Raw genomic sequence first — 11827 nt, forward strand, 5'->3', positions numbered from 1 at the left:
GGCAGAGTGCCCTCAGATAGGGGAATACCTGCGGGTGCCTGGCGGCGCTCGAATCAGGTTGGCGCGATCAGCATCTTCACCCAGTCGCTGATGTGGATGGCGCGGTATTTCACGCGGTAGATCACTTCAGCGGCCAGCGATTGCAGCGAGCTGTCAATGTGAGTGCCTACCGTGTCCGGGGGCAACTTCAGCCAGGCTTCGGCGTCCGGGCCGTCGCGCTCGATGATGGCGCCGGCTTTTGCCGCAATGCGCAACATGGGGGCGTTCTCGGTCAGCGCGTGGATCATCATGTGGCTGGCATGCTGGTTGCGCGCATGGGTGATCGCGTGCAGGAACAGGCGCATGCCCAGGCCCTTGCCGCGCCCTTCAGGCAACACCGACACGCCAAATTCCATGGCGCGCCCCTTCGAAGAACCATCGCCAGAGGGGCCTTTGCCCGGCATGGCGGCCAGGTGAGCCACGGCCACCAGTTGCAGCTTGCGGTTGAAGATGCCGAACACCTCATCGCGCTTGAAGTCGATGGAGGCCACGTATTTGTTCAACTGATCGGAAGTCACGGGCGAGCCGAAGCGCAGATAGCGGTCGTGCTCGTCCAGGTGCAGCAGGTGATCCAGAATGCGATGGCGATGCCGCGCGTGCAGGTCGCGAATGGGAATCCACCCCTCAGGTACATCCACCTTGGGCTTGTGTTCCTTCTTGGGGCGATGATGGTGGCCCAGTTCCTGGGCGCTCAGACCAAATCTGTCTGGATGCTGATCATGTGGCTTCACTGCGGTCATGTCTGACCCCTTTCCGAACCCGCTTCTACCTTTTGCGTGATTTCAGTATGTGCGATTGGCCAGGAGGGTAGGCCTGGAGAATTGGCTGAAACCTAGGGTTATTACTGACTTTTGGGCACTATACAGATTCGCAAGAGCTTACGTGTACCAGGGAGATGATGTGCGTCAAATCTTGCACAGACACTGCAACTTTGTGCCGGGGATGCAGGCGCTTGCCTGTGGCGGTAAATACCAGCTATACTCGCCGATTCCCGACATGGTTGCCGGGAGGGCTTTGCTTGTGAGCAAAGCCGGGGCGGTTTGCGGTTGAGCTTGCTGTGCGGTTGATGTGATTCATGTCATCCATGCGAGTGACGCGCAATCAGAGCCCTGTTGTCTGAGAGGCCACCACATCCTAAGAAGTGGCACCAATGACAGCAGTCAACCAGCTTTACCACTTAGGAAATCTCATGAAGACCTTCAGCGCCAAGCCGGCCGAGGTAGTGCACGAGTGGTTTGTGATCGACGCCACCGACAAGGTGCTCGGACGAGTAGCCAGCGAAGTTGCTCTCCGTCTGCGTGGAAAACACAAAGCCATCTACACACCTCACGTAGATACCGGTGACTTCATCGTCATCGTCAATGCAGACAAGATTCGCGTCACTGGCACCAAGGCCAATGACAAGGTGTACTACCGTCACTCGGGCTTCCCCGGCGGTATCTACGCCACGAAGTTCAAGGACATGCAAGCCAAGCACCCAGGTCGCGCCATCGAAAAGGCCGTCAAGGGCATGCTGCCCAAGGGTCCCCTGGGCTACGCCATGATCAAGAAGCTGAAGGTCTATGCAGGCGGTGAGCATCCTCACGCAGCCCAGCAGCCCAAGGCCCTGGAAATCTAAGGAGCGGCCACATGATTGGTAACTGGAACTACGGCACCGGCCGTCGCAAGTCGTCCGTCGCCCGCGTCTTCATCAAGAAGGGCACTGGCCAGATCATCGTCAACGGTAAGCCTGTCGAACAATATTTCGGCCGTCAAACCTCGATCATGGTCGTCAAGCAACCTCTGGCACTGACCAACAATGTCGAAGCTTTCGACATCAAGGTGAACGTGCACGGTGGTGGCGAATCCGGTCAAGCCGGCGCTGTGCGCCACGGCGTGACCCGCGCTCTGATCGACTTCGACGCTACGTTGAAGCCTGAACTGAGCCGCGCTGGTTTCGTGACCCGCGACGCTCGTGAAGTCGAACGTAAGAAGGTCGGTCTGCACGGCGCTCGTCGCAGGAAGCAGTTCAGCAAGCGCTGATCCTTCTTGTTGTGTGTGGCCGGCGCCTGGCGCTGGTCACCGCAGCACACAAAAAACCCGCCTCAGGCTTGGCCTTGGCGGGTTTTTTCATGCCTGAACCTGAACGCGCGATCGATAGCGCGCGATCGATCAGAAGGACTGGTTGTATCGGATGCCTGCGGCCAGTTGAGATGGTGCGCTCGCATCGTGGTCGGGATGCACACGCAGTGCCGCAACGGCGCTGATCGAGCTGCTGGCACTCAGGCGTGTCGAGTAGCGCGTCTCGGCCGTCCACTCCCGGGCCGATGGCGCCAGGTTGACGGTGTGAACGCCGTAAATCGGCTCGCCAGTCGTCTGGTCGACGTCGGAGACGACGCTGTAGGTCAGGGTGCCGCTGCGCGCGCGCAAGGGCGCGTTGATGGTGAAACTCAGGCGGTCGTCTGTTCGCCAGTTGTCGGCTCGAACCAGACCAATGCCGTAGCCATCGGCGTGGATGTCGGTGGCCTCCATCAGCATGCCGCTGGCGCTGGGGGCGGCCGTGCGCGTGCGACTCATCGAGCCGGTCAAGGTCCAGTTGGTGCTCAAGGCCCAGGCGCCACTCACGGTCACGCCAGAGGTGCCTGTTTGCTGATTCAGGCCCAGTTGCTTGCTGGAGAAGCCGCCCAACAGGCCTTGTTCGGTTAACTGGCCGGTTGAGATGTTCAGTGCCTGTGTGCCATTGTCGTAAGTCAGCTCCATCAGGTTCACATCGCCGCAGGCGGCGTCATAGGCTTTGGAGCGTGCCGCGGCCACGCGCCCGCTCCAGTAGGTACCTAAGGGCAAGGTCATCGAGGCGAACTGGTGGTTGGGCGCGAAACCCAGGATGGGGTTGCCGAGCACCTGATCGGCGCCGCTCAGGCGCTGGGCCAGGCTGGAGCTCATCAGGCCCAGGCTCATGCCGGATAGTCCGCCATCACCTGCGCTGAAGCTCAGGCCCGACGTGTGCTGCAGGATGACCATGGATGAGTCCGTGCGTTGCATCTGGTTCCACGGGTCGCCGCTGGCGTTGAGTGCACCCACGCGTGACGCTTGCTGCACATCTGTCTGGCGCGATTGCAGCCTTGTCAGGCGGCTGCCCGAACTCAGAACCTGATCTGCGGCGTCCAGCATGCGGTCGGGGCGGCCTAGTACGCTGCTGAGCGTCATGATGCTGCGGCCCATCAGCGCTGCGCCTTCGTCGCTGGTGTAGTTGCGGCCGTAATCGTCGAAAGCCTGCGTGACCAGGCCGTTGAACGCTGAAGGTGTGCTGACGCTCGGGCGAGTGCTGGCCACACCTGCCGTCGACAGCGACACGGTGGTGCGGCCACCGTTGGCCGTGCGATAGGTGTAGCTGCCAATCGGCGAGAGTGCGCGGTTCACATTGAGCATGCCTCGGCCATAGACGGCATCGACGCCGGGCGCACCCAGATCATCGGCCGTATTGAGCAGGATGGATGCCACCTGATTGGCGTGCAGATATGGCCAGTAGCCCGTGATCAGGGCGGCGGCTCCGGAAACGGCTGGCGCGGCCATTGAGGTGCCGGTCAAGTAAGCGTAGCCCGTGTTGTACGACGAGATGATGCTCACGCCGGGCGCCACCAGGAAGTACTGTGCCGTGTCGCCCGCCTTGTTGGAAAACGAGGCGATGCGCTTGTTGGCATCCACGGCGCCCACAACGAGGATGGTTCCGTTGGTCCAACTCTCTTTGGCGTAGCGGCCGGGCCAGTTGGGTGTGGCGGCGCTGTCGTTGCCCGCAGCAATCACCACCACGGCGTTGTTGCCTGCTGCCACCGCGCGCAAGGAGGCGTCTCCAATCGGGCTTGGTGCGCCCAGGCTGAGGTTGATCACGCGCGCGCCATGGGCCGAGGCGTAGTCGATGCCCCTGTTGATGGCGGATGCAGAGGCCGTGCCGCCGTTGAACACTTTGACCATCAAGATGCTGGCCTCAGGTGCCACGCCGTACATGCCGGTGCCGTTGCCCGTTGCGGCCGCAATGCCTGTTGTGTGCGTGCCGTGTCCGATGCTGTCGGTGATGTCGCTGGAGCCGTCTACGGCGTTGTACCCTGTCAGCAGGCGGCTGCCGATGTTCTGGAACTCGGGGTTGGCTGTGTTGAGGCCAGTGTCGATCATTCCGATGATCACACCTTGCCCCAAAATGCCTTGGTTGTGGATATTGCGCATGCCCAACTGATTGACAGTCGTAGACCAACTGTACTCCGTGGAGGTGGGTGCAAAGCTTGCCTGGGCGGCGGCCAGTTGGCAGGTGCACATCAGTGCAGCCAGTGCGGTCAGGGTGAGTGTTGGGCGAAGTTTGCGCATGGCCGGCAGCAAGGTTGATGACGGTGGATGAAGGGCCACCGATCCCGTGGCTGCCATGGTTTCGGATCTTGGAAGCGGAACTTGATAAATTGACGTGAAGGAATGCGCACCCTCCTGAAGTTTGTGATGCACATCACGAATGAAGGGCAGAACAAAGCCATGTTCTGGTGGCAATTCAGGCGATTGGGCCGAGAAGGCGCAGGAGTTTCCTAAAATGGCGGTTTTCCCCGCGCGGGACGTATCAAGAGGATTTCAGATGATCAAAGTTGGCATCGTTGGTGGCACGGGCTATACCGGCGTGGAATTGCTGCGCTTGCTGGCGCGCCATCCGCAGGTTCAGTTGCAGGCCATTACCTCGCGCAAGGAGGCCGGCATGCCAGTGGCGGACATGTATCCCAGCCTGCGTGGGCACGTCGATCTGGCGTTTGTGACGCCTGATGACGCCAGGCTGGCCGAGTGCGATGTGGTGTTCTTCGCGACGCCGCACGGTGTGGCCATGGCTCAGGCTCGTGAGCTGGTCAACGCGGGCGTCAAGGTCATTGACCTGGCGGCTGATTTCCGTCTGAAAGACACGGCCGTGTTCGAGCAGTGGTACGGCATGCCGCACAGCTGCCCTGATCTGCTGGAGGAGGCTGTTTACGGTCTGCCCGAGTTGAACCGTGAGGCCATCAAGAAGGCGCGCATCATCGGCAATCCCGGCTGCTATCCCACGTCTGTTCAGTTGGGCCTGGCGCCTTTGCTCAAGAACAAGCTGGTCGAACCCACGCACCTGATTGCCAACTGTGCGTCAGGTGTATCCGGCGCAGGCCGCAAGGCCGAAGTGCATGCGCTGCTGGCAGAAGCCGCTGATAACTTCAAGGCTTATGGCGTCAAGGGGCATCGTCACGGCCCTGAAATCAACCAGCAGTTGCGCGTCATCGCCGGCGATGACACCGTCAACTGCCTGTTCGTGCCGCACCTGCTGCCCATCATCCGTGGCATCCATTCCACGCTGTATGGCCGCTTGACTGCTGCAGGCCAGGCAGCTGATCTGCAAGCCATCTTCGAGGCCCACTACAAGGGCGAGCGCTTTGTGGACGTACTGCCCGCAGGCAGTGCGCCCGAAACCCGCAGCGTTCGCGCCAGCAATACCGTGCGCATCGCCGTGCACAAGCCGCAGCCTGATACGGTGATGGTGCTGGTGGTGGAGGACAACCTGACCAAGGGGGCGTCCGGCCAGGCTGTGCAGTGCATGAACCTGATGTTCGGTTTTGACGAGAAGCTGGGGCTGGATCTCGTGCCGGTGCTGCCCTGATGCGTTGGCGGCTGATCCGGCGCAGGCTGTCCATCAGCTCGCCGCGCATGGCGGTGCGCAGCCATCTGCCCTGGCCTTTGCGCTGGGCGGTGGCGGCCTTGATGCTGGGTTTTTCCGCCGCGCTGGCATTGTGGGCTTTTGAGTTCGGGCGCAATATCGCCGGCTTGAGCCAGGGCGGTCGTCAGTCCGGCGAGCAGCTTGCTCTGCTGCGCCAACAACTGGACGATGCCAAACATGAGCGTGATGCAGCGCAAGCGGTCTCTAACTCAGCAGACAGCCTCTTGAAAGCTGAGCGTGTGACGCAGCAACGGCTTGCCGAACAGGTCAAATCGCTTGAAACCGAAAATCTCGCGCTCAAGGACGACCTGGGCTTCTTCGAGCGCTTGTTGCCGGCCAGCGGCAGTGGCTTGTCGGTGCGCGGTCTGCAGGTCGAAACGTCGGCGCCAGGTCAACTGCGCTTTCAGTTGTTGATCATGCAGCAGGGCGGACGCAACCAGCCTGAGTTCAAGGGGCGTGTTGAATTGCTGCTCAGTGGTGTGCGTGATGGCCGCCCTTGGGCCGATACAGTGCCGCACTTCACGCAGCCTCTGGCGTTCAAGCAATATCGGCGCGTAGAGGGGCAGGTGAGCTTGCCAGCCAATAGCACGGTCAAACAGGTTCAGGTTCGTGTGCTGGATGAGGTCGGGCAAGTGAGAGCGGGGCAGGTTCAACCCATGTAAGGCGTGCGCGGCCGTTAAAGCTGCTTCATGTTGTGAAAAACGCCCGGTCAAGGCATTGACCTGATGTGACAAACGTGTAACCTCGGCAGCTTTCGCCCACCCTTGTTTGAGGAAACCGTGATGTTCGGCTGGAAGAAGACCCCTCCCATTCGCACCTTGATCGGCGAAGGTACCGTGATCACGGGCGAGATCCGTTTCAGTGATGGCCTGCGCATTGACGGCGAGGTGCAAGGCAATGTGACCTGCACAGGTGATGCCCGGTCGCTGCTGGTTATCAGTGAAAAAGCCCGTGTCCATGGCAAGGTCAGGGCAGGGCATGTCATCATTAATGGTCTGATCGAAGGGCCTGTGATGGCTGAAGATCTGCTTGAATTGCAACCCAAGGCGCGCATCGTGGGTGATGTGCGCTACGAAGCCCTGGAAATGCACCAGGGCGCCACGATTGATGGTGAACTGCGCCCTTTGAAAACCGACGACAAACCTGCGCTCAAGCTCGCGGCCAGTTCCAACGGCCCCGTGACCACAGTGCAACCGGTGATCGCGCAGTCCCAGAAGAATTGATTTTTAGTTCCGGAGAATTACATGACCGCTGTTGCCCAAACCACTGCTGACACTTTTGCTGCAGACGTTCCGGCGCCCATCATCTTCACGGACGCTGCGGCGTCCAAGGTGGCTGAATTGGTGGCCGAAGAAGGCAATCCGGATCTCAAGCTGCGCGTGTTCGTGCAGGGCGGCGGCTGCTCGGGCTTCCAGTACGGCTTCACCTTCGATGAAATCTCGAACGAAGACGATACCGCGATGGAAAAGAACGGCGTGACCCTGCTGATCGACGCCATGAGCCTGCAGTACCTGATTGGTGCCGAGATCGACTACAAGGACGACCTCGAAGGCGCTCAGTTCGTGATTCGCAACCCGAACGCCCAGACCACCTGCGGCTGCGGCTCCAGCTTCTCGGTTTGATCGATCTGAGTTGAGCGTCGGCGGGCAAGGATAGCCCGCTGATCTACAAAGCGTTCAGCGCGCTGGGTACAAGGCGCCCAACACACGTGGGCCCCTGGCGCCTGTGACGCCGGGCACATTGCCCGCCAGGCGGTTGCAGTGTGTCCAGGCCAGCCAGGCAAATGCGGCCGCCTCTACCTGCATCACGTCCAAGCCATGGGTGTCTGAGCGGCCTACGCGCACGCCAGGCAGTTGCTCGCTGAGGCGGCGCATCAGGTCGCCGTTGAGCGCACCGCCTCCACACACTACCACTTCGCTGGCGTCTGGCGCATGTTCGCGCAAGGCCAGGGCTGCGCTGCGTGCGGTCAGTTCACACAAGGTCGCCTGTACGTCGCGGGCCAGATCGGTGTCTGACAAAGGGCCATCCGTCAGGCCATGAGGGCCCAACCAGCGGTTGAGCCATTCGGCATTGAAGAGATCACGCCCGGTGCTTTTCGGTGGCGCCATGCTGAAGAAGGGCTCTTGCAGCGCATCTTCCAGCCAGTCTTCCTTGACGTTGCCCAGCGCGCCGAACTCGCCGTTGGCGTCATAGGCGTGGCCGGTCTGCCATTCGCACCACATGTCCAGCAAGGCGTTGCCGGGGCCGCAATCGAAGCCCAGAGGCAATTCGCCAGGGCGAAGGATGCTGAGGTTGGCCATGCCGCCGATGTTCAGCACGGCCACCGTTTGGTCCGATCTGCCGAAGATGGCCTGGTGAAAAGCCGGTACCAGTGGCGCGCCTTGGCCGCCAGCGGCCACGTCACGCGTGCGGAAATCTGCGACGACGTCGATGCCGGTCATCTCAGCCAGCAAGGCAGGGTTGTTGAGTTGAACCGTGTAGCCCTGATCGGGGCGGTGGCGCACGGTCTGGCCGTGCGCGCCGATGGCCTGAACCTCGCTGGGCAGCACATCAGCGCTGGCGCAGATGGCTTGCACAACCGTGGCGTACAGCACGGCCAGGGCCTGGGCTGCCAGCGCACTGCGATGCAGTTCATCGTCCCCCGGGGTGTTGAGATCCAGCAGCGCTTGCCGCAAAGTAGGCGGAAGGGGGCGATGGGCGTGGGCAAGCATTCGCCAGGTGCCTTGCTCAAGCGCGAGCAGCACGCCGTCCACGCCATCCAGCGAGGTGCCGGACATCAAGCCGATGTAGAGCTCAGAAAAAAGCCCGCCAGGGCGGGCCGAGGGCTGAAGATCCGGTGTCATTCGAATCGTGGGCCGGACTGCGCGCCCGCAACCTGCCACTGGCCTGCGGCCTGAATGCTCTTGGCTACGTCCACCGTGCGTTGGCGGAATTGGGCCAATGCCTGGGGCGAGAGCACTTGGCTGTCAGAGGCGCGGGCAATGGTCATCGGGTCAACCTGATGCGAGCCCAGCTTGAATTCAAAGTGCAGATGAGGGCCGGTGGCCCAGCCAGTGGCACCCACGGCGCCAATGCGCACGCCTTGCTCCACACGTTGTCCACGGCGCACGTCAATGCGGCTCAAGTGGGCGTAAACAGTGGCTCGGTCGCCGCTGTGCTGGATCTGGATCACATTGCCGTAGCCGTTTTGCTGGCCAGCAAAGCTCACCACGCCATCGCCCACGGCACGAACTGGCGTACCAGTCGGCGCACCGAAATCCACGCCCAGGTGAGCGCGCCACTTTTGCAGGATCGGGTGAAAACGCATCGCGAAGCCAGATGTCACGCGAGAGAAGGCCAGCGGCGAGGCCAGGAAAGAACGGGTCTTGCTACGGCCTTGTTGGTCGTAGTAAGTGCCTTTCTTACCGGCTTCCTGGAACCAGATCGCGTCGTGAATCTTGTCTTTGTTGATGAAGCGAGCAGCCAGCACGCGGCCAGTGGATCCGCCCCAGGTGATGGGCTCGCCGTCTGCGGTGTGGGCCTCGTACAGCACGCTGAAGGCATCGCCTTTGCGCAGTTCGCGACGGAAGTCGATGTCGTTGCCGAAGATTTCGGCCATCTGGTTGGTCACGCCATCGGGCACGTTGGCGTCGTCGGCCGCAGCGTACAAGGACGACTGGATCGTACCGGAGGCCATCTGCGGCAGCGTTTCCAAGAGCACCAGTTCCTTGCGCACATTCCAATGCGCAGGTTGCTTGCCTTCCTGGACGCGGGTGATGGTCAGGCGGCTGAAGTGGGTGTCGAAATCGTTGGTCGTGTCGGCAGGGCCGCGCACGATCAGCTCGCGCAACTGGCCGTTATCGACCGTAGCTTTGACTGATTTGCCCGTGCGGCCTTGCAAGATGGTGCCGGCCACGGGGTCATTGCGGATGAACTGGGCGGTGTCAAGGTCGTCCACGCCAAGTCGAGCCAGCAGGCTATCGACCGTGTCGGCAGGGCGGGTCACATCGCTGCGGTAGAGCACCAGGCTCTGCGTATCCATGCTGGCGATCTGCGCGGGCAGTTCGGGCACGGCCACGGCTTCGTTGATCTGGGTGATGGTGGGCTGAGGGCCCTGGGGCAGCGAGGTCAGGGGCGCGACACCAAATGCAGTGAAGGCCGATCCAGCCAGAAGGGCAACGACGGCAGCGCTGACACGGCGGGGGTGACGGTGTGCGGCCTTTTGGAATTGGCCTGCGCTGGACTGCAATGCCTTTAGCAAGGTAGATGAAGTCAAAACTGAAATCCCATCCAGATGCGGTCGCGGGGGATGCTGTCCCCTAAAATCAGCCCGCGTTGCACACATTCAGCACACGCCTGGGCACCCTCAATTCGGGGAGTATATCCTCGCATCCCCCCACAATTGGGGTGTCCAATCTGCTGATTTTCACCCATTGGTCACTCATGTCTCATACAGAAAAAGCACCCGAAACCAAGCCAGACTACCCCGTGACGGACCGCGTGCGCGAAGCCCTGGCCGTGACCCAACGTGGCGTGGACGAGCTTTTGCCCGAGAACGAGTGGATCAAAAAACTGGCCCGATCCGAGGCCACTGGCGTGCCGCTGCGCATCAAGCTGGGCCTGGACCCAACTGCCCCTGACATCCATCTGGGCCACACGGTGGTGCTCAACAAGCTGCGTCAATTACAGGATATCGGTCATTCCGTGATTTTCTTGATCGGCGATTTCACATCGCTGATTGGCGACCCCTCCGGTCGCAACACGACCCGCCCGCCGCTGACGGCCGAGCAGGTCAAGGCCAACGCCGAAACTTATTACAAACAGGCCAGCCTGGTCCTGAATCCCGAGAAGACCGAGATTCGCTACAACAGCGAATGGTGCGATGCCCTGGGCGCGCGCGGCATGATCCAGCTCGCTAGCCGCTACACCGTGGCCCGCATGATGGAGCGCAATGACTTCCATGATCGCTTCCATGCCGGCACATCGATCAGCGTGCATGAGTTCCTCTACCCACTGATGCAGGGCTACGACTCGGTGGCGCTGAAGTCCGACCTGGAGTTGGGCGGTACCGACCAGAAGTTCAACCTGCTGATGGGGCGTCACCTTCAAGGCGAATATGGCCAGGAGCCGCAGTGCATCCTGACCATGCCTTTGCTGGAGGGGCTGGACGGTGTCGAGAAGATGTCCAAGTCCAAGAACAACTACATCGGCATCAGCGAAGCGCCCAACGAGATGTTCGGCAAGCTGATGAGCATCAGCGACGACCTGATGTGGAAGTACTTCACTCTCTTGAGCTTCAAGCCCATGGCTGAAATTGAAGCACTCAAGGCGGAATGCGCCGCGGGCCGCAACCCGCGTGATGCCAAGGTCATGCTCGGCCAGGAAATCGTGACGCGCTTCCATGGCGCCGGTGCAGCGGCTGGCGCTTTGGATGATTTCAATAACCGGGCCAGAGGTGGCATTCCCGATGACATCCAGCAGGCCGTTGTGGCCTTGCCCGACGGCAGCGATGTGGTTGGATTGGGTGTCTTATTGAAACAAGTGGGTCTGGTTGCATCGACCAGCGAAGCCATGCGCATGATCGAGCAAGGTGGCGTGCGCATCGACGGCCAGGTGGTGAGCGATAAGGGTTTGCGTCTGCCTGCAGGGCAGTTCGTGCTCCAGGTTGGCAAGCGGAAGTTCGCCAAGGTGATCCTGGGGCAGTAAGTCCCACAGATGAGGTCATCAGGTTTGACCCTGATGAGGCAGCGCAACTGGCCCAGTACAGTGGTGTCAGGCAGTCGTCAACATTTGACCTGCCATCATTAACTTAGGTGAGGATCAGTATGAAATTCGCAATCAAAACGATGGTTGCTGCTGCCGCATTGGCCGCAGTGGGTACGGCTCAGGCCTTGGTTCAGTGATGGCCGGTTGGAGCCAGGTCGGCAATTTGTCCGGTTCGGGCACGCTCACGTTTTCAAACACCCTGATCGGTGCGTTGAATGCGGCCAAGATTCAGTGATTGCCGTGGCTCCGGCCATCGCGCCTGTCATCTACAAGACCAATGTTTATCTCTGGGATATCGCCACCATCACCGGGCCGACCTCTCTGGACACATCCCATTGGGTCATGGACGCGGCT

The 11827-nt window shown here is 61.0% G+C and carries 11 protein-coding genes; 7 read left to right on the plus strand and 4 right to left on the minus strand.

The annotated features are described in order from the left end of the window. Nucleotides 1–53: 53 nt before the first annotated feature. Complete coding sequence (locus EPO09_RS00355) at nt 54–779, minus strand: GNAT family N-acetyltransferase (RefSeq protein WP_290639063.1); 726 nt, start codon at nt 777–779, stop codon at nt 54–56. A gap of 449 nt (nt 780–1228) precedes the next feature. On the opposite strand from EPO09_RS00355, the gene rplM reads away from it, so the two are divergent. Both rplM and rpsI read left to right on the plus strand, forming a co-directional pair. Next, nucleotides 1229–1657 (plus strand): 50S ribosomal protein L13, encoded by a 429-nt coding sequence (rplM, locus tag EPO09_RS00360; RefSeq protein ID WP_290639065.1) that lies wholly within the window; start codon nt 1229–1231, stop codon nt 1655–1657. An 11-nt stretch (nt 1658–1668) separates the two neighbouring features. After that, nucleotides 1669–2061 carry a 30S ribosomal protein S9 gene (gene rpsI, locus EPO09_RS00365; RefSeq protein ID WP_290639067.1) on the plus strand — a complete coding sequence of 131 codons (393 nt, stop codon included), beginning with the start codon at nt 1669–1671 and terminating at the stop codon, nt 2059–2061. Between the two features lie 129 nt (nt 2062–2190). Here rpsI and EPO09_RS00370 read toward each other — a convergent pair whose 3' ends face one another. Continuing rightward, nucleotides 2191–4377 carry a S8 family peptidase gene (locus tag EPO09_RS00370; RefSeq protein ID WP_290639069.1) on the minus strand — a complete coding sequence of 729 codons (2187 nt, stop codon included), beginning with the start codon at nt 4375–4377 and terminating at the stop codon, nt 2191–2193. Nucleotides 4378–4633: 256 nt separating this feature from the next. On the opposite strand from EPO09_RS00370, the gene argC reads away from it, so the two are divergent. From argC to erpA, 4 genes are all read left to right on the plus strand, one after another. Then, complete coding sequence (gene argC / locus EPO09_RS00375) at nt 4634–5671, plus strand: N-acetyl-gamma-glutamyl-phosphate reductase (protein ID WP_290639071.1); 1038 nt, start codon at nt 4634–4636, stop codon at nt 5669–5671. Beyond that, nucleotides 5671–6390 (plus strand): DUF6776 family protein, encoded by a 720-nt coding sequence (locus EPO09_RS00380; protein ID WP_290639075.1) that lies wholly within the window; start codon nt 5671–5673, stop codon nt 6388–6390. The genes argC and EPO09_RS00380 overlap by 1 nt, the downstream gene beginning before the upstream one ends. A gap of 120 nt (nt 6391–6510) precedes the next feature. Continuing rightward, nucleotides 6511–6951, plus strand: a complete 441-nt coding sequence (locus EPO09_RS00385; RefSeq protein WP_290639076.1) for a polymer-forming cytoskeletal protein — start codon at nt 6511–6513, stop codon at nt 6949–6951. A 21-nt stretch (nt 6952–6972) separates the two neighbouring features. After that, nucleotides 6973–7350 (plus strand): iron-sulfur cluster insertion protein ErpA, encoded by a 378-nt coding sequence (gene erpA, locus EPO09_RS00390; protein ID WP_290639078.1) that lies wholly within the window; start codon nt 6973–6975, stop codon nt 7348–7350. Nucleotides 7351–7404: 54 nt separating this feature from the next. Here erpA and EPO09_RS00395 read toward each other — a convergent pair whose 3' ends face one another. Both EPO09_RS00395 and EPO09_RS00400 read right to left on the minus strand, forming a co-directional pair. Continuing rightward, complete coding sequence (locus EPO09_RS00395; protein WP_290639080.1) at nt 7405–8571, minus strand: anhydro-N-acetylmuramic acid kinase; 1167 nt, start codon at nt 8569–8571, stop codon at nt 7405–7407. Further along, nucleotides 8568–9983 carry a M23 family metallopeptidase gene (locus tag EPO09_RS00400; protein WP_290639081.1) on the minus strand — a complete coding sequence of 472 codons (1416 nt, stop codon included), beginning with the start codon at nt 9981–9983 and terminating at the stop codon, nt 8568–8570. Before EPO09_RS00400 ends, EPO09_RS00395 begins: the two co-directional genes overlap by 4 nt. 167 nt (nt 9984–10150) lie before the next feature. Between EPO09_RS00400 and tyrS the strand changes: the two genes are divergently transcribed. Further along, complete coding sequence (gene tyrS, locus EPO09_RS00405; protein WP_290639082.1) at nt 10151–11413, plus strand: tyrosine--tRNA ligase; 1263 nt, start codon at nt 10151–10153, stop codon at nt 11411–11413. Nucleotides 11414–11827 lie beyond the last annotated feature (414 nt).

This window comes from Aquabacterium sp., assembly GCF_004297345.1.
Lineage (GTDB): Bacteria > Pseudomonadota > Gammaproteobacteria > Burkholderiales > Burkholderiaceae_C > Aquabacterium.